Raw genomic sequence first — 20,965 nt, forward strand, 5'->3', positions numbered from 1 at the left:
GCCGACGCTTGTGCCGCTAGCCCCCCCTCATCCGGCCCTCCGGGCCACCTTCCCCCGCCAGGGGGGAAGGACGTTAGAGACCCTCAACGCCCGTGCTGGCCGGTGATCCCAGGAGATTCCCCCATGCCCCGCCCCGCCGCCTCGCCACGCCTGCTCGCCGCCTTGCTCCTGTTGATCTCCCCGGCCGCCTTCGCCGACGAGCCCCCGGCGCAGGAGCCGCCGGCGGAGGAGCCGACGAGCTTCATGCGGGACGTCGCGCCGATCCTGGTCCGGAACTGCATCGCCTGCCACAACCCCCGCAAGCCCGAGGGTAAGTACTCGATGACGAGCTTCGCCCTGCTCGCCAAGGGGGGGAAGGTGGGCGAGGGGATCACGCTGGAGCCGGGCCACCCCGACGAGAGCTACCTCATCGAGCTGATCGGCCCCGAGGGGGAGCCCCGCATGCCGTACAAGCAGGACCCGCTCTCCGACGACGAGATCGGGCTGCTGTCGCGCTGGGTCGAGGAGGGGGCGAAGTATGACGGCCAGTCGCCCGACGAGGACTGGACGTTCCTGCTGCGTCGGCTCCGCAAGGTCGAGCCCCCCGAGGCGTACCCGGTGGCCGTGCCGATCACGGCGGTCGCCTTCGCGCCCGATGGGTCGCGCGTGGCGGCGTCGGGCTTCCACGAGCTGACCGGCTGGAAGACGGCCGACGGCGCGCTCGACGGCCGGCTCAAGGGGCTCCCCGAGCGGGTCCACGACGTCGCCTTCAGCAAGGACGGCAAGTGGCTGGCCGTCGCCTGCGGCGACCCGGGGCTGTACGGCCTGGCGAAGCTCTACTCCGTGGAGCCCGGCGCCGAGCCGAAGTTCGTCCGGGATCTGGCCGAGGCCCAGGACGCCGTCTTCGCCGTGGCCTTCTCGCCGGACGGCTCCCGGGTCGCGACCGGCGGGGCGGATCGCGTCCTCCGCGTGTACGACACGGCGGCCGGCGGCGACCCGGTCTTCCAGGTGGAGGACCACGCCGACTGGATCCTCGACCTGACGTTCAGCCCCGACGGCAAGCTGCTGGCCACCGCCAGCCGCGACAAGACCAGCAAGGTCTTCGACGTCGAGAAGAAGGAGTCGCTCGTCACTTTCCCCACGCACGCCCAGCCGGTCTACGCGGTCCAGTTCGCCCCCGACGGCAAGGCCGTGGCCTCGGCCGGCGGCGACGCCCAGATCCGGATCTGGACCTTCGACGGCGAGGCCAACCAGGTTCGGGCGATCGGAGGGCTCGGCGGGGCCGCCTTCGCCGCCGCCCTCTCCCCCGACGGCAAGGTCCTCGCCGCCGCCGGCGCCGACCACAAGGTCCGCCTGTTCAACTTCGAGGACGGCAAGGTCCTGCATACCCTGGAAGGCCACAAGGACTGGGTCTACTCGCTCGCCTTCTCCCCCGACGGCAAGCAGGTCGCCTCCGGGAGCTGGGACGGCGAGCTGCGCGTCTGGAACGTGGAGGACGGCAAGCCGCTGCAAACCATCCTCGCCGCCCCCGGGCTCAAGCCGACCGGCGACCAGGCCGCCCGCTGAGGGCCGGCCCGAAGTTGGCTTCGTTCGTCGCGGGAGCGCCGCCCGAATTTCGGCGCAACTCCTTGCGGTTTACAAGAATAACCGTCTCCGCGACTTGGCTTCGTTCGTCGTCTTCGAAGTCGTTTTCTCGCGCGGCACTGGCCGTGGAGCATGGCCCGCGAGTGCCCGCGCCTGGCGGGCCGACGCGCCGACACTTTTCCGGATCTCAAGATCGGAAGGCCCACTCGGCACGGGAGGACGAGGGTCTTCCCCCCCTGGTGGGGGAAGACAGACCGCGAAGCGGTCAGATGAGGGGGAGCCCGCCCGCCGAGCTTCGGACTTCGGAACCTCGCGCCAGGCCGACGGTCGTGGGGAAGCCCCAGCAATCCGCGACGGCCATCCTACTCGTCCCCCCCTCATCCGGCCCTTCGGGCCACCTTCCCCCACCAGGGGGGAAGGGCTTAATGATGGTCACCCCGATGTCCAGGGCGGCTGCCCGTCCTTCAGGATCGATCGCCCCACGCGTCGAAGGATCGGATCGCGTCTCGGCGATGAGGCCTGGCTTTCTATCTGTCTCCGGATTGTCAAGGAGCCGTCTCTCGCCGAGATGATCCGCGGGAGACGGCTCGCGATTTCAGGATTCCGGGATTATTCCCCGGTCGACGCCGCCAGGGCGCGGATCTCCTCGGCGGAGAGGGCGTGGTCGTGGATGCGGACGTCGGCGAGCCTGCCGCGGAAGGGGGCGTTCGGGCCCGAGCCGATCAGGAGCGGGCCGCCCGTCGAGAGGTCGAACGTCCCCGAATCGGCGACGGTGTTCGCGGCGACTTCCTCGCCGTCGACGTACAGCCGGAGGGCGTCGCCCGTCCGGGTCGCCGCGACGTGGCGCCAGCCCGAGGGGAAGGCGCGGCCCCACGTCGCGGAGGCGCCGGCGCGGTAGGTGAAGATCTCGCCCGAGGGGAGCGTCGAGACGAACAGCCGGCCGTCGTGCTCGGCCATCGTCCAGGCGCGGCGGTAGCGGACGTCGGGAGTCCGGTCGAGCTGCGTCAGCAGCCGCCAGGCCTGGTCGCCGTCGTAACGGTAGACGTTGGCCAGTGGGAGCGAGCCGGCGATGAACCGGCCGTTGTGGACGAGCATCCCCATCACTTCCAGCTCCTCGCCGAGCCGGCCCATGTCTTCCCAGCGGTCCCCCACGGCGAGCCGGTAGACGCGGCCGGTCGGCCACGTGCCCACGTGCAGCTCCCCTTGATGAACGGCGAATGAATAGGTCTGCGTGTTGACCCCAGGGCCGCCGATGGGGCCCAGATCCTCCCAGCTCCGGCCGTCGAACCGGGCGACGTGGCCGCGGTCGTAGCTGGTGGCGTAGAGGTGGCCGTCGTACGGGGCCATCGCCTCGACGCGGGTGCCGTCGGGGGTCGCCAGCGCGGTCCAGGTCGTCCCCCCCTCGTACCGGAAGAACCCGGCCGGGGCGTAGAGCGAGCCGGCGTACAGCTTGCCCTGGAAGACGGCCAGGCCGCTGACCGCCCCGCTCTCGCCCAGCCGGCCGCAATCGACCCAGGTCGTCCCCCCCTCGTAACGGAAGACCCGGCCGCCCGGGGTGTCGTTGGGGGATTCGGGGAGGCTCGAACCGGCGACCCGATAGCGCCCGGTGCCGACGTAGAGCTTGCCGTCGTGGACCGCCATCGCCGTGACGGCGTTGCTGGCGTCGGGCGCGCCGCAATCGACCCACTCCGTCCCGCCGGCGTGGCGATAGACGCGGCCGGAGGCGCCGGCGGCCGGCTCGCAGGTACCGGCGTAGAGCGCGCCGTCGTGAACCGCCATCGCGAACGCGAGGAGGGTCCCCTCGGAGGGCTTCCCGGTCGACTCCCACGCCGATTCGCGGTCGTCGTCGACGCCGAACGTCAGATGCCGATAGTTCGCCTGGCTGAAGGTCACGCCGGCGCTCGTCTTGATTCCGAGGGCCAGGCCCCGTCGCGCGGCGGGGTCGTAGCGGCCGATGATGTCGCCGATCGGGGAATCGACGTCCGCGTCGGTGTGGACCCAGGCCGAGAGTGTGAGGTCGGAATCCCCCAGGTCGAGCGCCGGGTGGGCCGGCACGACGAGGCTCCCCCGGCCGTCGAGGGACGCGGCGCCACGGGCCTTGCCGTCCCGGCCAGGGGCGTCGAGGTCGACCGTCCCCCGCGCCTCGGCGTGGAGCCCGCGGCCCGATCGGTCGCGGGTATCGCCCGCCAGCGGCCAGTGGGCGACGAGCCCGGTTTCGGCGGGGGCCGGATCGGGAGTCGGCTGGCCGATCGCGACCAGCAGGAGGAGCCGGGCGGCCGTCGTCGTTGCGATGATCAATGGAGGGCCCTCGTGTGTCGATGCGTCGCCGAACCCCTCGACATTCCGAGGAGAGGGAGGAGTCCGGGCCGCATCGTACCCGAGCGGGCGCGACTATCAAACAAATGCGCAAGACCGGGATCCGGGACGTCGCGACGATGGGGTCGAGATTTTTCGATTTCGCGCGAACCCGGCCCGGGGGTATGATGTCCATGGGCATATATCCGCCGCGGGGCCCCGATGGAGGGGTCGCGTGGGGGGTACGTGGTTTGTTGGTTTGAGGGGAACGGGCGCGTGCCCGGCCCCATCGAGACCGGAGGTCATCGGATCCCGACTCGGTAATCGCTCTCGGGGCGGCAGACCCGCCCCTTCCTGACGGGCCGCGACGACGGCCCGCACCGTGATCCCGCCCCCATTGAGGGCGGATGCGAGGGTAATGCCATGTTGACCCGCAACAACCTGACGCTGTCGGCCCTTTCGAACCGGCTGAATCTCGGGACGCGGTCGCTCGTGCTCAACGCGAGCGTCAACAACGGTACGGCCCCGCGCATCCGTCACGCCCATCACGACGTCATGCGTGAGTTCAAGGCGGTATTTAAGGTAGGCGTACCCGTCGCCTATCCCATGCCGTCGATTACCGACCCGGCCATCTCCGACGCCCAACGCGATGCGTGGCGTCCGAGCTGGCCGGCCGCCGCGTCCTCCAGGCCCTCCTCCCGATCGCGAGCCTCCGCCGCGCCCGCGGCGTCGGCTACCAGCCCCCGGCCAGGCCGGGGACGCTGTCAAGCGACCGGCGAAGTCGGGGCCGTGAGCCGTCGGACGGCGGGCCGCGTCGCGATAGCGACCGCCGCCGTGTCTTGAACGGGTCGTAACGACCGGATCGAACGAACGAACGCTCGCCGACGGCCGTCGGCGGGGCGACGCCAGCGGAGGGGACCGACCGTCCCCGGACCGTCTTCGCGCCCCGTCATCCGGCCCGCGAGCAGCCCGGACGATCCGTCGGAACACGACTCGCGCTGTGGCGACCGGACCGAGTTCGACGACTCGAACGGCCGCGCCGCGCACGCGCATCCACCGCGTCGCCGCGTCTCGGACGCGCCGAACGCCCCGGCGGCCCCCCATCGCGGGGAGTAGGCCGCCGCGCGGGCCGTTCCGCGTCCGTCATGCGAGCGTTACAGGTCCGTGACGTCGCCGGAGCCTCGCGCACCAAGGACGGCCCAGGGAAAACGGGCCGATCATGCGAGGAATCCCGGCCGCCCCCCGGAGTGGGGAAGGTGGGTCCCTTGATCGCCACGATGCAGGTCCGAGAGGAAGACAGCCAGGGGTGGTACGAAGTCGCGGCCCTGGTCCGGGACGCCCAGTCCGGGGACCGCGACGCCTTCGGCCGACTGGTCGAGCGGTTCGAGCCGACGGTGCGGGCGATCGCCCTGCGTCGGCTGGGGAACCTGGGCGAGGCGATGGAGCTGACGCAGGAGGTCTTCCTCCACGTCATGAGCCGGCTGAACCAGCTCCGCGAGCCCGAGCGGTTCGCCGGCTGGCTGCGGCAGGTCGCCGCGCGGATGGCGATCAACCACGTCACGCGCCGGCCGATGGCGCTGGCTCTCGAGTCCTCGGCGCTGGAGGGGGCGTCCGCCGAGGCCGAGGACGAGCCGATCGACGCGCTGATCGCCCGCGAGCGCGCCCAGCGGCTGTGGGAGGGGCTGGGCCGCCTCAAGGCGATGGACCGAGAGACCCTCGTCGCCTTCTACATCCGCGAGCTGTCGCTGATCGAGATGGCCGAGGAGCTGGACGTCCCCCTGGGGACCGTCAAGCGTCGTCTCCACACCGCCCGAAAGCGGCTGAAGGCCGAACTCGAGGCCACCTCCCCCGACGACGAATGGTCCGAGGGCTTCCACGCCGACGAGGAAGACGAGGTCGAAGCCGAGGCCCTGGAATGCGTCGGCGCCGGCTGCTCGCGGGGCTGGTGAATTTTGATGAGTGATGGTCGAGGCCCCCGTCGCAAGGCGGGGGCCTCGACGTTTCGAATCCTCCAGGAGGCGCAACCTCTAACGGTCTTACCCCCTCGCGGGGGAAGACAGACCGCGCAGCGGTCAGATGAGGGGGATGATGAACGCGGCAGCCGATGGAGTTCGAGAGCCCGCCTGACCGGCTCGGGATCCTGCCGGCCTCCTCGCTTGGCCTCCCCCCCGTCCGGCCCTCCGGGCCACCTTCCCCCGCGAGGGGGGAAGGCCGTTATGATGGGTGCTCCAGGATTCATCGGAGATACCGAAATCGCCGAGGCTGGTGGACGTTGGAAGGCCACCGCATGTCGACTGCACGGTCTGAAGACGTGCTGGCTCGGATGTCCCCGAGGATCAGGCGCGCGTCGCCGAGTCCCGAGCGAGGCTCATCGCGTCGATGGTCGTCCTCGATTGATCGATTGAAGCGAAATCCCTTCGAGCCGGCCTGAAGGAGCGTCGGCCGACGAGCAGGAGCCTCGCGAAGCCGGCCGCTCGGGTCCCATTCGAAAGCGAGGACGCCCCGCCGGTGGTTTCCCACGGGCGGGGCGTCGTTCGCCGTTTCAGGGAGCGCCGAAGGTTCTCGGGCCTGAAGCGGGGGTTGATTGTCGGGGCCGGGCGGTCCGACCGCCCGGCGCGGGGGTCAGTGGAAGATCCCGAACTTCTTCTTGCCGAAGAAGGGGTGCTTGGCGTCGACGGCGTCGTAGGCCGGCAGCGTGGTCATCGGCAGGCTGGTGGCCTGGGGCGAGGCGAGCACGCTCTGGGCCGAGGGGACGACCGCCGGCTCGCAGGTCATGACCACCGGGACCTTGACGCAGACCTCGACCGGCACCTGCTTGCAGACGGTCCTGGGCACGCAGATCGTCTTGACGTCGGTGACCTGCTTGCAGACCGTCACCGGGACCTGGACGACCTTGGTGTCGACGACCTGGCGGCACGTCGTGTACGGGACCTGGCGGGTGCAGACGACCTGCTGGGTCTCGCAGACGGTCACCGGGACGACCTTGGTCCGCTGCTCCGTGACGGTCTCGCAGATGGTCTGCGGGACCTGCTTCACGCGCTGCTCCTGGACCATCCGGCAGGTGGTCACCGGGACCTGGCAGGTGCGCGTCTCCGCGACCATGCGGCAGGTGGTGACGGGGACCTGGCGGGAGCGGGTCTCGGTCACGACGCGGCAGGTGGTGATCGGGATCCGCTTCACGCGGGTCTCGGGGACCATCCTCGTGATCGTGCAGGGGACCTGCTTGGCGCGGGTCTCGCGGACCATGCGGGTGTACGTGTACGGAACCTGCTTGGTGTGCCGCTCGGCGACGTAGGTCGTGACCTGGTAGGGCTCCTGGCGGAACTGGGTCTTGTTGCACATCTTGGTCACGCTGACCGGCACGCAGCGGGTGCGGGTCTGGGGGACCATGTTGCAGACCGTGTACGGCACGGTCTTGGTGCAGGTCTCCTGGACCGTCTTGCAGACCGTGACCGGGACCTGCTTGACGACCTCCTGGGAGACGTACTCGCAGACGGTGTAGGGGACGGTCTTGGTGCAGACCTCCTGGACGGTCTTGCAGACCGTGACGGGGATCTGCTTGACGACCTCCTCGGCGACCATCTGGCAGGTCGTCACCGGGATCTGCTCGGTCACCGTGACGGGGACCTGCTTGCAGACCGTGACGGGGACCTGCTTGACGACCGACTGCCGCTCATAGACGACGCACTCGACGTTCTCGATGACCGTGCGAGGGCGGTAGACCGTCTTCTGGCACCAGGTGCCGGGCGTCTCGACCAGGCAGCCGTTGATGCAGACCGTCTTGCCGGGGACGAAGTAGGTCTCCACGACCGGCTCGCAGATGGTCTTGCTCACCTGCTTGACGATCGTCCGGGGGACGCAGACCGTCTCGCAGACGTCCTTCATCACGGTCTCGTTGACGGTCTGGTAGACCGTCTTCTGGACCGTCTTCATGGTCGTCGTCTGGACGGGGCGGCAGACGGTGTAGCGGTGCTCCTTCATGATGGTCTCGCGCACCGGGCGGGAGACCGTGTAGGAGACCTGCTTGTACTCGGTCCGCTTGACAGGCACCTGGACGGTGTAGCGGCACTCCTTCATGACCGTCTCGCGCACCGGGCGGGAGACCGTGTAGGCGACCTGCTTGTAGGCGGTCGACTTCACGGGGACCATCACGGTGTACGGCTGCTGCTGCATGACCGTCGACTGCACCGGCACCTGCACGGTGTAGGGGACGGTGCGGTAGCAGGTCTTCTGGACCGGCCGCTGGACCGTGTAGGCGACCGTCTTGTAGGCGGTCTCCTGGACCGGGGTGCAGATCACCTCGTTGACGGTCTTGAAGATCGTCTCCTGGACCGGGCGGCAGACGGTGTACGTGACGTCCTTGAACGACGTCTCGCGCACCTGGCGGCTCACGTTGTAGTACTGCGTCTGGAGGTGCGTCTCCTTCACGGGGCGCTGGACCGTGTAGGTCCGCGTCTCGTAATGGGTCTCGCGGACCGGCCGGCTGACCGTGTACGCGACCTCCTTCCAGATCGTCCGCGTCACCGGCCGCTGGACGGTGTAGTTCACCGTCTGCTGGACCGTGCGGTACACCGGCTTGCTGACCGTGTACTGCTCCTGCCGGACGTGATTCTCGACGACGTTCCGGACCGTCTGGACGGTCTTCGGCTGCATCACGGTCTCCTGCACGGTGCGCGTGTAGGGGACCTGCTGGGTTTCATAGACGGTCTCCTGCACGTTGCGCAGGACCGTCTGACGCTGCAACTGATATTGGACGTGCGATCCCCCGCATTCCTGGGGGACCGGGCAGCCACGCAGCGAGACGCCGCCGCCGTAACTTGCCTGGGCCGGGCGCGCGGCGAACCCCAGTCCCAATCCTAGGACCGTCAGGGCGAGCCACGTTGGTTTTCTCGACATCGGACGCTCCACGGTACACTCCCGACGAACTTCGGCGCTCACACGCCCCGCCGCCCGAGACTCCGCCTCAAGACCACGGGTCGTCAACCATCCCTAGAGTTCGTCCCACCCCGCCCGCCCGCTTCAGGGACTTTGACTAAATTATCCAGTACCCCGAAGCCCCCATGGCGCATGTTGCATACATCCGTTACCCACGGAACCCAACCACCCTCAGACCCCGCGCGAACCCTCGAACCAGAGGGGCCCACGAAATCCGTCGAATCGCCGCGAGCGAACCAACCCGAACGCGCCGGGGTCGATGGGGGGAGCGCCGGCGGATCCTGGTCGCGGGGGGCGTCGGGGGGGTATTTTTGAAGGGACGCGCGACGGTGTCGCGGCGTCGGTTCGAGGTCCGCTAGCGAGGTGCCTGGGTCCATGAGCGAAGCGTCAGCGTCGTCGATCGTCGTGCCGAAGGGGTTCCGGGCGTCCGGGGTCAAGGCGGGGGTGAAGCCATCGGGGAGCCTGGACCTGGCGCTGATCGCGGCCGACGTCCCCTGCTCCGCGGCCGGGACGTTCACCACCAACCGGGTCTGCGCCGCGCCGGTGAAGTGGTGCCGCGACATCGTGCCGACCGATTCCGCGCGGGCGATCGTGGTCAACGCGGGGAACGCGAACGCGGCGACCGGCGAGAGGGGGGAGGCGAACGTCCGCCGCACGGCCGAGGCCGCCGCGGCGCTGATCGGCTGCGACGCGCGCCAGGTGCTCGTGGCCTCGACCGGGGTGATCGGCCATCAACTGCCGATGGACAAGATCGAGGCCGGCCTGCGCGCGGCGGCCCCCGCCCTCTCGGCCGACCCGGCGAGCTTCGACCTGGCCGCCCAGGCGATCCTGACGACCGACACCCGGACGAAGATCGCCCGCCACTCCCGCGACGGCTGGACGCTGCTGGGGATGGCCAAGGGGGCGGCGATGATCGGCCCCCGGATGGCCACGATGCTCGCCTTCCTGACCACCGACGCCCGGGTCGCCCCGCCGACGCTGCGGGCGATCCTCTCCGAGGCCGTGGAGGAGAGCTTCAACTGCGTGTCCGTCGAAGGGCACACCAGCACCAACGACACCGCGCTGCTGCTGGCCTCCGGCCTGGCCGGGCCCGAGCTGACCGGCGCGGGTCTGGACGGGTTCGCCGCCGCGGTCCGCGAGGCCTGCCAGACGCTCGCCCAGGAGATGGCGGCCGACGGCGAGGGCTCGTCCCACTTCATCACGATCGACGTGGAAGGCTGCGCCGACCGCGAGGAGGCCCGCGCCATCGCCCGCGCCGTGGCCGACAGCCCGCTGGTGAAGACGGCCATCCACGGCGCCGACCCGAACTGGGGCCGGATCGTCTCGGCGGCCGGCTACGCGGGGATCCCGTTCGAGGAGCGGGAGCTGTCCCTGGGCATCAACGGCGTCCGCGTCTACGACTCCGGCGCGCCGACGGACTTCGACGCCGACGCCCTATCGGCCGACCTCCGCGCCCACCGGGACGTCCACCTGCGGCTCCAGCTCAAGCGCGGTAGCGGCTCCATCCGCTTCTGGACCTGCGACCTCACCGCCGAGTACGTCCGCCTGAACGCGGACTACACGACCTGAGGCGGGTTCACATGAAGTCGGCGGGCTCGTGGGCCTTCGCCTCGCGACGCGCCGGCGCGACGACGAGGACCGACGTGGCGACCAGCCCACCAGAGGCCAGGACCGCCCCGGCCACGAACCCCGCCGCGCCGGCGATGATCTCCACCCCGCCGACGATCAGCAGCACGAGGAAGCTCACCGCCATCCCCAGCACGCCGACGACGAATGTGATCACGGCTACGGCCATGCAGGCCGTCCGAAGCGCGGTCGGGGAGATCATATCGGCTGGCTCCGGGGTGTGAATCGTGGAGTTTCCAGCTCCCATCTCCAGGCTCCGATACGAGCGGAACCTGTCGCGGGCGGAGGGAAATCAACCCGATCCCTGGGGCTTCGATTCCCTGGGATCGCCCACGACGACCACGCTCGCCGAGATGCGGTCGCAGATCGACTTAAACTCCGAAACGTCTATGTAAGGCGGCTTCTTGTGATGCCTGGCCATGTGCACATACACAAAACAATCGTTCGACACGAGTTCGACGTAATAGTTGTATGTAAGGACATCGCTTATACTGCTGGAGCTTGCCACGAGGACGCCGAAGCTCTGGCTTAGGAGATCGACCGGCCCCTGGTGCAGGATCCGCTGTATGATGACGCTGATCTGCCGGTCCTTGGCTGCCCGAAACTCCCTCAATAACACGTCCGCCGCGACGTCGTCGTGGACGTTGACCAGCACGCTGTCGACGCATGCTCTCTTGAACTTACGGGCGTCCGATCTGAACGTCCAAAATCCTCCCTTGTAGGCCAGATTGGCCGGGAGTGCCACCGACATCCAGTCATCGCGGTATTCCACGAAGTCGGCCATGGCCGGGAACTCCCTCTCGGCTCGGTCGTACGATGCGTTGGTCAAGCCACGAGACGAATCATCCTCGGCTCGTCACCTGTCCGCGACGGATGGAACTCGGCCACGCCGGCCCTGATCCGGCTCTACACGTCGGCTACTCCAATAGGGGGAGGTCCCCCATCCCGACGTCTTCTCCCCGGTGGGAGAAGGGATGGGACCGCGCCACCGTCCCAAGGTATCCGCCCCTCTCCCGGAGGAGAGGGGCGAATCGACGGCGCTCGCCTCAGTTCGCGTCGGCCTTGCCGCCCTTGATGCGGGGCTGGCCGTAGGGCATGGCGACGGGGGCGTCGGCGGGCTCGACGAGCTTGTGTTCCTTGTCGAGTTCGGGCTTCTCCAGGACGGAGACGCGGCCGGAGGGCCAGACGAGGGTGAGCTTGTCGATCGGGCCTTCGCCGACGCCGATGATGAGCCGCGGGTCGTTGGCCGATTCCATGCTCACGCCCCCCTTGCGCTGGCGGTAGATGGTCCGCTCCGGGGTCTCGACGATCGCCAGGGCGCCGACGGCGTCGCGGTTGCTGACGGTCCCCTGGAGGGCCAGGCGGATCCAGCGGTTGTCCGTCGGGGTGTCGTTGCGGAGGACGGCGGCGGGGCGGTCCTTGTCGTTGACGACGATGTCGACGTCGCCGTCGTTGTCCAGGTCGCCGAAGGCCGCGCCCCGGCCGACGTACTTGCCCTCGAAGTAGGGGCCGGCGTCGCGGGTGGCGAGGCGGAACCGCTTCCCCTTGGCGTTGTGGAACAGCAGCGGCGGCTCCTCGTAGTCGATCGGCTGGCCGATGAGGCGGCGGTTGTCGTCGACGTGGCCGTTGGTCGTGAAGATGTCGGGCCAGCCGTCGGAGTCGAAGTCGACCAGGCCGGTCCCCCAGCTCACGAAGGGCATGGAGTCGGAAGCCAGGCCGAAGTACGGCGTGTTGTCGAAGAACCCGCGGTTGCCCAGGTTCTGGTAGAGCGTGTTGTACTCCTGGGCGAAGTTGGTGACGAACAGCTCCGGCAGGCCGTCGCCGTCGACGTCCTCGGCGTCGACCCCCATGCCCGACTGCGCCGAGCCGTGGTAATCGAACGCCGCGCCGGATAGCTCGGTGGCGTCGTCGAAGGTGCCGTCGCCGCGGTTGATGAACAGGAAGTTGGGGGTCATGTCGTTGGCGACGAACAGGTCGATCAGCCCGTCGTCGTTCACGTCGACGGAGACCACGCCGAAGCCGTGGCCGTCGGAGCGCGGGTGGGGGACGCGCTTCTTCTCGCCGGACGCCTCCTCGATCTCGGTGGTGATGATCTGGTCGTAGACGTCGGTGAAGGTGCCGTCGCCGTTGTTGCGGTAGAAGATGTGGGGGACGCCGACGATGGTCCGCGGCGAGGCGTAAAGCCAGATCTTCTTCTCGGGGTCGCCGATGCGGTGGTGATCCTCGGGGTAGTTCCAGCGGCCGTAGGTGGCGACGTAGACGTCCAGGTCGCCGTCGTTGTCGTAGTCGATGGTCGCGCCGCCGGAGGACCACGAGAACTTGTCGACGCCCGCCTCCTTGGAGACGTCGGGGAAGGTGCCGTCGCCGTTGTTGCGATAGAGGACGTTGGGGCCGTAGTTGCAGAGGAAGACGTCCTGGTCGCCGTCGTTGTCCAGGTCGCCGACGATGATCCCGTGGCAGAAGCCGCGGAAGCCCAGGCCGGACTTCTCGGTGGCGTCCTCGAACTTGCCGTCGCCGAGGTTCCTGTACAGCCGGTTCGGCCCCTTCTCGGCGGTCCCCAGCGGGAGGATGGTCTGGGAGGCGAAGTAGAGGTCCATCAGGCCGTCGCCGTCGTAATCGAAGATCGCGAGGCCGGAGCCGTTGGCGGTGGGATAGTGCTTCTCGTCGACCATGCCGGAGAAGTGGACGAAGTCGACGCCCCACTCCTTGGCCACCTCGGCGAAGCGGAAGGGGCTCGATTCGGTCTGTTTGGAGAGGGTTGGGGTGTCGGACAGGAGCGTGACCCGGTCCCCCTCGATGCCGGAAACGGCCTGCGCCGGCTTCTTCCTGGGCTCGGCCGCGGGCTTCCCCTTGGCCTTGGCGCCGGCGGTCGCCGAGGCGGCGCCCTTGCCGGCCGTGGCGTCGCCGCCGTTCCCGCCTCCGCACCCCGCCGCGGCGAGGATCGCGCAGGCGGCGGACAGGGCCCACGCGGGGCCCGATCGCGTCATGGATCGCATGGACGTGGCATCTCCGTCGGCCGTCGAGGGCCGGGCGACCGTCTCCGGTCGTATTGAATAATGGCTAGGCGAGGCATGCGCCCGCCCGGCGGGCCGACGCACCTGGATCGTATCACGCCCCCCCCCGCCGCCGCCACGACGCGGAGGTCGTCATCGCCCTCACGCCAGGAGGGGGGCGGGAAGAATCGCGCAGGCGACCGACTCGGGGGGTCGAGTCGCCGTCGATTTCTCGCGATCGGAACGCGATTCGCTAGTCGTTGGCCACGAAGCGCCTCACAGACATCCCAGGCCCCCGCCTCCCCGCGGGCGGGAAAGCGGGGAGTCCTGACGCGCGTGGTATAATTTGTGTAGATTGCGGCGACGCGACCCGGGATGATTCTCACATCCGTTGGGACGGTCAACGCGGGCCTCCGGAGCCTCGGGGCGGCCGGGAATCGGTCAACCGGGGGCCGCGGGCACGCGATAGACCGTCATGCGGGCCTCGCGCCGGGGCGCGCCATCAAACAGGGAGTGATTATATGCAACGCATGGTGTCGACCACGTTCCTGGGGGCGATGGCCGTCGTCCTGGGGACCCTGGGGGGCGCGAGCCTCTCGGCCGCGCCGGCCCCCTCGACCTACGCGAACGTCGAGCGGGCGATCCAGGACGTCACCGACGCCTGGTCGCGCCCCGACGGGCCCAAGGATCCCAACGCCCCGGGGTGGGGCCTGTTCTTCGACGCGATCCGGACCCAGCTCCGGGCGTACACCGACGCCCAGACGCCCGAGGACCGCCTGCCGCCGCTGAATCAGCTCTATCAGATGTCGACGGCGCTGGGGTCGGTCGGCTGGCAGCCCGCGCACACCATCCGCGAGGAGCTGCGGTCGTGGCTCCGGCCGCGCGTCCGGCTGGCCTGGGCCGAGCGACACATCAACGAACGCCTGGCCAACCTCCCCCCCACCGACGACCCGGCCGTCCAGCGGAACCGCGCGAAGTGGTCGTCGTTCGTGGCCGAGGACCTCGGCAACGCGCTGAAGCAATACCAGACGGCGGGGACCGTGGGCCAGCGGAGCGACGCGCTGAAGGAGATCCACCGGACGCTGGGCTCGCTCAGCGAGCGGAACGCCAGCCAGCCGTGGCAGCCGGCGGCGGAGCTTCAGGACGCCGTCAACGGCCTGTTCAACCAGCCCAACCTGGACATCACCGCCGACGTCTCCATCGTCCAGCCGTTCCTGGACAGCAACCTGGTGACGAGCGGCCCCGTCTACCGCAAGGGCTACTGGTCGCAGGTGACGGCGGGGCCGAAGACCGGGTTCGGCCTGATGCATAGCGACCAGGGGATCGCGTTCTACAACAGCCAGGCCCTCCAGAGCACGACCCCGATCCACGACTTCCAGCAGCAGGTGGCCTCCGACCCGCAGGGCCAGCGCGCGGCGCGGATGTACCAGTTCTCGGCGACCAGCTTCGACTGGGCCGAGCAGACCATCTACGCGCTGCTGAGCCCGCAAGGGCTGTCGCTGACGCCGGCCGCCACGCACAACGTCAACGTCCAGGTCTGCTCCGCGCCCCAGCCGGGCGGCGGGCTGACCCGGGCCATCGCCGGGCTGGTGGGCTTCAGCCAGGAACGGATCAACAACGAGGTCTACCAGAACGCCCTGCCCGAGTTCCAGCAGCGCATCCCCCGGGAGGCGCAGGAGGAGGCCGAGGAGCGGATCGCGGTGGAGCTGGCGCAGCGCAACGCCGACATCCGGCGGTTCCTCGTCGGCAACAACATCCTGGCGATCCAGGACTTCCTGGTCTCCGGGCTGACGATGCAGTCGCGGCCCGAGGCGGTCTACGTCGGCGGCCTGCTCCAGCCTCGCGACGGCGAGGCCCAGCGCGGGGCCGACGCGCCGCAGCCGACTCGGCTGGCCGCCCCCGACTCCGGGCTCACCGCCGACATCCACGTCGGCTCGGTCCTGACCGGCGCGGCCGACGCCCTGTTCCGCCGCCCGGAGGTCCAGCAGGTCGAGAACATCATGATCGTCACCCATGACGTGCCGGCCGACGCCCCGCCGGCCGAGGCCGTGACGATCACCCGCAACGTCGACTTCCCGACCTACATGAAGGCCGTCGACGAGGCCCGCGCGGCGAACAACCCGAAGGTGCAGGCCATCCGGATCCGCCGGCCGTCCCAGGCGCCGGAGTTCGCGGCCGACGCCCGCGGCTTCCTCGTCGCTTTGGTGAATGACGTGGAGATCGACGTCCCCGCGCCGGACCCCAACAGCCAGGGGGGCTCGGCCGTCGGCAACGCCAAGATCCTGCGCGTCCGTCTGCCCAGGACGGAGATCGCCCTCTCCTACAACATCACGCCCCGCGCGGCCGACTCGTACCACGTCAACGCGAAGGTCGAGGACATCACCGTCCCGCCCAACGCGGAGGTCCTGGCGATCAACGAGTCCGAGGCCGAGGCCCGGCCGCTGAACCGCTTCAGCGGGGCGCTGGTCATCACCACGGTGCTCGCCAAGCTGCGGTCGCAGCCGATCGACACCGAGATCAACAACGTCCGGCTCCCCGGCCTGGCCATCAGCTCGATCTCGCCGGTCGACCCCTCGGGCTGGATGCGGATCAACCTGGTCCGCACGGCCGAGCCGATGCCCGTCCCGGCCGTCGCGCAGGCCGAGCCGGCCGCCGCCGTCGCCACGTTCCCCGTCGAGGTCCACGTCCCCGCCCAGGCGGCCGTGGTGACCGAAGGGTACTGACGCGCCGAGCCGTCGTAGCGGATGAAAGCCAAAGGCCGAGGCGTCCTCCGGGACGCCTCGGCCTTTTCGCGTGACCGGAAGAAACGATGCTCTCCGCCGGAGGCGAAGGCCGTCGCCATGGCGGCTTCCGCCCGCCGTCATCACGCCGCCGGGGTCGCGGCGACGGCTTCCGGGTCGAGCGAGCGGATGACCTCGGCGGCGCGCTCGGCGTCCTCGCGGGAGACGTCCAGGTGGGTGCAGGCGCGGAGGGTCTGGGGGCCCAGGGCCGAGGCCAGCACCCCGCGCGACTTCAGGCAGGCGACGACGTCGGCCGCGGTCCCCAGCTCCGGGTCGACCGTCACCCACACGAGGTTCGTCTCCGGCCAGATCTCCGGGCGGAGGCCGGGGGCGGCGGTGAACGCCTCGGCCAGCAGGCGGGCGTTGCGATGGTCCTCGGCGAGCCGATCGACGTGGTTCTCCAGCGCGTGCAGCGCCGCCGCGGCGATCACCCCCGCCTGCCGCATCCCGCCGCCGAGCAGCTTCCGCAGCTTGCGGGCGCGGGCGATCGCCTCCGCCGGCCCGGCCAGCGCCGAGCCGATCGGGGCCCCCAGGCCCTTGGAGAAGCAGATCGCCACCGTGTCGAACGACCGGCCCCATTCGGCGGCCGGGACGCCCGACGCGACCACGGCGTTCATCAGCCGAGCGCCGTCCAGGTGCATCGCCAGGCCATTGCCCCGCGCCCACTCGGACATGGCCCGGACTTGCTCGATCGGGTGGACCCGGCCGCCGCCTCGGTTATGGGTGTTCTCCAGCGTCACCAGCCGGGTGCGCACCAGGTGCTGGTCGTCGGGCCGGACGGCGTCCTCGATCTCGCCGAGCGTCAGCAGGCCGTCGTCGCCCGCGAACGTGCGCGGGGTGACGCCCCAGAGCCGGGCGATCCCGCCGGCCTCCCAGACGTAGAGGTGCGACGTCGCCGAGCAGAGCAGCTCGTCGCCGGGATGGCAGTGGACGCCCACGGCCATCTGGTTCGCCATCGTGCCCGACGGCGTGAAGATGGCCGCCTCCTTCCCCAGCAGCTCGGCCGTGCGGGCCTCGAGCGCGTGGACGGTCGGGTCTTCGTCGAGGACGTCGTCGCCCACCTCGGCCTCGGTCATGGCCCTCCGCATGGCGGATGTGGGCCTGGTCGCGGTGTCGGATCGCAGGTCGATCGGCGGGCGGCTCATCGGCGGGACTCTCCGGGGCGGGATTCGGGTCGTTCGCTCCGCCCGATTGTCCGCGCCCGGGCCGCGCCGGGTCAACGGGTCGACGCGGCGGGCTCGTCGGCGTATCCTTGGAGTTTCCCGCCTCATCCCCACTTCGCGAGGATCCGCACGGATGGGTTATCGTTCGCTGGCCGAGTGCGTCCAGGACCTTCGCCGGACCGGCGAGCTCGTGGTCGTCGACCGCGAGGTCGACCCCTACCTCGAGGTCGGCGCGATCCAGCGCCGGGTGTACCAGGCCGGCGGCCCCGCCCTGCTCTTCCCCAGGGTCAAGGGGACGCCGTTCCCGATGGTCGGCAACCTGTTCGGGACGATCGAGCGGGCCCGCCACCTCTTCCGCGACACGCTCGACGCCGTCGCGCGGCTCGTCGAATTGAAGGTCGACCCGTCGGCCGGCTTCCGGCGCCCATGGCGGTATCGGGGCGTGCCGCTGACCTCGCTGCGCCTGCTGCCGAGGAAGGTCCGGCGCGGGCCGATCCTGGCCGGCCGGACCACCATCTCCCAGCTCCCCGCGCTGACCTCCTGGCCGAGGGACGGCGGCCCGTTCGTGACCCTGCCGCTGGTCTACACCGAGGACCCCGACCGCCCCGGCCTGGCGAAGTCGAACCTGGGGATGTACCGCGTGCAGCTCTCCGGGAACGAGTACGAGACCGACCGCGAGGTCGGGCTGCATTACCAGATCCATCGCGGGATCGGGGTCCATCACGCGGCGGCGATCCGTCGCGGCGAGCGGCTGCGGGTCAACGTGGTCGTCGGCGGGCCGCCCGCCTTGACCGTCGCGGCCGTCATGCCGCTGCCGGAGGGGCTGCCCGAGCTGGCCTTCGCCGGGGCGCTCGGGGGGCGTCGGGTGGCGATGGTCGCGCCGGAAGGCCGGCTCGCGATGCCCGCGGAGGCCGACTTCGTCATCTCGGGATACATCGATCCGAACGTCCGCAAGCCCGAGGGCCCCTTCGGCGACCACCTGGGCTACTACAGCCTGGCGCACGACTTCCCGGTCATGCGGGTGGAGGCCGTGTACCACCGCGAGGGCGCCATCTGGCCGTTCACGACCGTCGGCCGGCCTCCGCAGGAGGACACGTCCTTCGGCGAGCTGATCCACGACCTGACCGCGCCGATCATCCCGACGGTGATCGCCGGGCTGCACGCCGTCCACGCCGTCGACGCCGCTGGGGTGCATCCCCTGCTGTTGGCGATCGCCTCCGAGCGTTACGTCCCGTACGCCGAAGTCCGCCGGCCGCAGGAGATCCTGACCGTCGCCAACGCCGTGCTGGGACAGGGGCAGCTCTCGCTGGCGAAGTACCTGCTCATCGTCGCCCGCGAGGACGACCCCGGGCTGGACGTGAACGACATCGCCGGTTTCCTCCGGCACCTGCTGGAGAGGGTCGACTGGAACAACGACCTGCATTTCCAGACCCGCACCACGATCGACACGCTCGACTATACCGGCCACGGGCTGAACCAGGGCTCCAAGTTGGTGATCGCCGCCGCCGGCCCGAGGCGCCGCGAGCTGCCGACCGAGATCCCCGCCGGGATGCGGCTCCCCGACGGCTTCCCCGACGCCCGGCTCGTCCTCCCCGGCGTCCTGGCCGTGACCGCGCCGAAGTACGACCCGGACGCGACGCGGATCGAGTCGTTCACCGAGTCCATCGGGCCCGACGACCCGATCCGGGCGTTCCCGCTGATCGCGCTGGTCGACGACGCCCAGTTCGCGGCGCGATCGCTCCGCGACTTCCTCTGGGTGGTCTTCACGCGATCGAACCCGGCGGCCGACGTCCACGGCGTCGGCTCGTTCGTCCACGAGAAGCACTGGGGCTGCTCCGGGCCGCTGGTGATCGACGCGCGGATCAAGCCGCGACACGCCCCGCCGCTGGAGGACGACCCGGAGGTGGAGCGCCGGGTCGACGAGATGGCCGCGCCGGGGGGCCCGCTGCACGGCGTCTACTGAGCGACCGGGCGTCCGGCATCGGAATTGCCATGGGAACTCCGCGCGGGCCGCGAGAGCGGCGGTCCCCGGCGCGTCGTCGCGCCCAGGCCCCGTCCCGGCCCCGATCGGAGGTCTTCGCCGACCATGATGGACGCCTCGCGGTTGATGGTGGACCTGGAGCACGTGCGCACCTCTTACCTGCTGCTGGGGGTCCTGGCCGCGGCCGGGATCGCCGCCGGGATCCTGTTCCAGGTGGGGGTGATCGGCCTGTTGGTGCGGACGATCGGCCTGGTCGTCACGACGGTCGTGCGGCTGGGGTTCCTGACGTGGGAGTTGATCCTCGGGTGGGCCTCCTGGGAGCACTTCCTGGCGATCGCCGTCGCCATCTGGATCGGCGGGGAGGTCGTCGGGGGCGGGGTGCCGGCGGCGCAGCTCGTCTCTGGGGTCTCGCTCATCGTCGTCGGGGCGTCGGCGTGCTTCGCCTACATGTTCATCGATCGGGAGCGGAGCGAGGTCGAGCGCGGCTACAAGACGCTCCACAACGTCCAGAAGGGGCAGCGACCGGCGGAGTACCTGAAGCGTTACGGGCGTCAGGTGCGGATCCCGCTGCTGATCTGCGCGTCGCTCGCGGCGATCGTCGGGTTCGCGATGCTGAACGAGGGGCTGTACGAGACGGTCGGGCGGGGCTGGTACGAGGTCCCCGAGGACGTCGGCGAGCCGGTGTACGTGGACTTCCTGGCGTTCGCCGTGGCTTCGGTGATGAACCTGGTGGACGTGCTGGACCTGGCCCGGACGCATCGCGTCCTGGGGGCGCAGCCGGTGGTCGCGGCGGCCCCCCCCGCCAAGGCGCTGGCGGCCGGGTTCAAGCTGTTCTTCACGTTCGTCCTGCTGCACCAGGTATTCGCGTCGCTGCGGCAGGGGAAGGCTCTGGCGGAGACGATCTCGGACTTCTGGAGCCCGCACGAGCCGATCCACGAGCGGGCCCGCGGGGCGCTGCCGGTCTTCGGCGTGACGGCGGTCGACCCGCTGCTGCGGTCGCTGCGGTCGGTGGAGTCGCTGACGAGGGAGCAGCGCGACCGGCTGCCGCTGGTGATGGAGACGATGGGGCCGGCGATCATCCCGTCGCTGGGGCGGCACCTGGCCGACCCGCACGCGCACGTCCGCGAGATCTCGGCCGCGGTCCTGGGCCGCCTGAACGCGATCGAGGAGCTGGGCCGACTGCTGGCCCGCGTCGACGACCCCGACGACTCGGTGCGCCAGGCGGTCGTCGAGGCGCTGGGCCGGCTGGGCGAGCACGCCGCGACGAGCGCGCGCAAGCGATCGCCGCTGCCGCCGTTGCGCCGTCGGAACCGCTGGTTCGCCCGGCGGCGGAAGGCGCCCGGCGCCATCGCGCCGGCGAGCACGCCGATCGACGCGATCGTCGCGGCGTTGGACGCGGCGATGGGGGATGAATCGGACGCCGTCCAGATGGCGGCGGTGGCGGCCCTGGGGACCGTCGGCCACGCGGCGTCGGCGACGGCCCCGAAGCTCGTCGCGCTCTCCACGGCCGGGGACGAGACGTTCCGCCGCGAGGTGGCCCGCGCCCTGGGGTCGGTCGGTGGCGAGGTCGGGCCCACCCTCGCCGCGCTGACGGCCCTCCTGGAGGATCCGGCGGCGGACGTCCGCCGC

General features: G+C 70.3%; 13 protein-coding genes. 7 read left to right on the forward strand and 6 right to left on the reverse strand.

Translation table 11 applies throughout. The features are described 5' to 3' along the window. Window positions 1-123 precede the first annotated feature (123 nt). Window positions 124-1,545 carry a c-type cytochrome domain-containing protein gene (locus tag WG209_RS17745; protein ID WP_337176416.1) on the forward strand — a complete coding sequence of 474 codons (1,422 nt, stop codon included), beginning with the start codon at window positions 124-126 and terminating at the stop codon, window positions 1,543-1,545. Window positions 1,546-2,172: 627 nt separating this feature from the next. Here the strand turns inward: WG209_RS17745 and WG209_RS17750 are convergent. Beyond that, a complete protein-coding gene (locus WG209_RS17750) occupies window positions 2,173-3,861 on the reverse strand; it encodes a LamG domain-containing protein (protein ID WP_337176417.1) in 1,689 nt (562 codons plus the stop codon). Between the two features lie 420 nt (window positions 3,862-4,281). On the opposite strand from WG209_RS17750, the gene WG209_RS17755 reads away from it, so the two are divergent. Then, window positions 4,282-4,701, forward strand: coding sequence for a hypothetical protein (locus tag WG209_RS17755; protein ID WP_337176418.1), 420 nt, complete (start codon window positions 4,282-4,284; stop codon window positions 4,699-4,701). A gap of 413 nt (window positions 4,702-5,114) precedes the next feature. Further along, window positions 5,115-5,807: a sigma-70 family RNA polymerase sigma factor gene (locus tag WG209_RS17760; RefSeq protein WP_337176419.1), complete on the forward strand. Its 693-nt coding sequence runs from the start codon at window positions 5,115-5,117 to the stop codon at window positions 5,805-5,807. Window positions 5,808-6,480: 673 nt separating this feature from the next. Here the strand turns inward: WG209_RS17760 and WG209_RS17765 are convergent. Then, window positions 6,481-8,754, reverse strand: coding sequence for a hypothetical protein (locus WG209_RS17765; protein WP_337176420.1), 2,274 nt, complete (start codon window positions 8,752-8,754; stop codon window positions 6,481-6,483). Between the two features lie 414 nt (window positions 8,755-9,168). Between WG209_RS17765 and argJ the strand changes: the two genes are divergently transcribed. Next, entirely contained in the window at window positions 9,169-10,362 is a 1,194-nt protein-coding gene (gene argJ / locus WG209_RS17770; protein WP_337176421.1) for a bifunctional glutamate N-acetyltransferase/amino-acid acetyltransferase ArgJ, read from the forward strand. Window positions 10,363-10,369: 7 nt separating this feature from the next. Here argJ and WG209_RS17775 read toward each other — a convergent pair whose 3' ends face one another. The 3 genes from WG209_RS17775 to WG209_RS17785 all read right to left on the reverse strand — a co-directional run bounded on the left by WG209_RS17775 (window position 10,370) and on the right by WG209_RS17785 (window position 13,415). Next, window positions 10,370-10,588 carry a hypothetical protein gene (locus tag WG209_RS17775; protein WP_337176422.1) on the reverse strand — a complete coding sequence of 73 codons (219 nt, stop codon included), beginning with the start codon at window positions 10,586-10,588 and terminating at the stop codon, window positions 10,370-10,372. Window positions 10,589-10,711: 123 nt separating this feature from the next. Beyond that, window positions 10,712-11,203, reverse strand: a complete 492-nt coding sequence (locus WG209_RS17780; RefSeq protein WP_337176423.1) for a hypothetical protein — start codon at window positions 11,201-11,203, stop codon at window positions 10,712-10,714. A gap of 262 nt (window positions 11,204-11,465) precedes the next feature. After that, window positions 11,466-13,415 (reverse strand): CRTAC1 family protein, encoded by a 1,950-nt coding sequence (locus tag WG209_RS17785; protein ID WP_337176424.1) that lies wholly within the window; start codon window positions 13,413-13,415, stop codon window positions 11,466-11,468. 518 nt (window positions 13,416-13,933) lie between these two features. Here WG209_RS17785 and WG209_RS17790 point away from each other — a divergent pair. Continuing rightward, window positions 13,934-16,135, forward strand: coding sequence for a hypothetical protein (locus WG209_RS17790; protein WP_337176425.1), 2,202 nt, complete (start codon window positions 13,934-13,936; stop codon window positions 16,133-16,135). Window positions 16,136-16,275: 140 nt separating this feature from the next. Here the strand turns inward: WG209_RS17790 and ltaE are convergent, their stop codons facing one another. After that, on the reverse strand, window positions 16,276-17,337 hold the full coding sequence (ltaE, locus tag WG209_RS17795; RefSeq protein ID WP_337176426.1) for a low-specificity L-threonine aldolase: 1,062 nt from the start codon (window positions 17,335-17,337) through the stop codon (window positions 16,276-16,278). Window positions 17,338-17,488: 151 nt separating this feature from the next. Between ltaE and WG209_RS17800 the strand changes: the two genes are divergently transcribed. Together WG209_RS17800 and WG209_RS17805 are read left to right on the forward strand one after the other, a co-directional pair. After that, on the forward strand, window positions 17,489-19,318 hold the full coding sequence (locus WG209_RS17800) for a UbiD family decarboxylase (protein WP_337176427.1): 1,830 nt from the start codon (window positions 17,489-17,491) through the stop codon (window positions 19,316-19,318). Window positions 19,319-19,441: 123 nt separating this feature from the next. Continuing rightward, a partial coding sequence (locus WG209_RS17805; protein ID WP_337176428.1) for a HEAT repeat domain-containing protein occupies window positions 19,442-20,965 on the forward strand: 1,524 nt, incomplete at its 3' end.

Origin of the sequence: Paludisphaera sp., assembly GCF_037189885.1 — a bacterium.
Taxonomy (GTDB): domain Bacteria; phylum Planctomycetota; class Planctomycetia; order Isosphaerales; family Isosphaeraceae; genus Paludisphaera.

Bases quoted from the DNA above. Each gene is read 5' to 3' on its own strand.
- WG209_RS17745 (WP_337176416.1), top strand. From the start codon at position 124: ATGCCCCGCCCCGCCGCCTCGCCACGCCTGCTCGCCGCCTTGCTCCTG.
- WG209_RS17755 (WP_337176418.1), top strand. From the start codon at position 4,282: ATGTTGACCCGCAACAACCTGACGCTGTCGGCCCTTTCGAACCGGCTG.
- WG209_RS17765 (WP_337176420.1), bottom strand. From the start codon at position 8,754: ATGTCGAGAAAACCAACGTGGCTCGCCCTGACGGTCCTAGGATTGGGA.
- argJ (WP_337176421.1), top strand. From the start codon at position 9,169: ATGAGCGAAGCGTCAGCGTCGTCGATCGTCGTGCCGAAGGGGTTCCGG.
- WG209_RS17775 (WP_337176422.1), bottom strand. From the start codon at position 10,588: ATGGCCGTAGCCGTGATCACATTCGTCGTCGGCGTGCTGGGGATGGCG.
- WG209_RS17780 (WP_337176423.1), bottom strand. From the start codon at position 11,203: ATGGCCGACTTCGTGGAATACCGCGATGACTGGATGTCGGTGGCACTC.
- WG209_RS17785 (WP_337176424.1), bottom strand. From the start codon at position 13,415: ATGCGATCCATGACGCGATCGGGCCCCGCGTGGGCCCTGTCCGCCGCC.
- WG209_RS17790 (WP_337176425.1), top strand. From the start codon at position 13,934: ATGCAACGCATGGTGTCGACCACGTTCCTGGGGGCGATGGCCGTCGTC.
- ltaE (WP_337176426.1), bottom strand. From the start codon at position 17,337: ATGAGCCGCCCGCCGATCGACCTGCGATCCGACACCGCGACCAGGCCC.
- WG209_RS17800 (WP_337176427.1), top strand. From the start codon at position 17,489: ATGGGTTATCGTTCGCTGGCCGAGTGCGTCCAGGACCTTCGCCGGACC.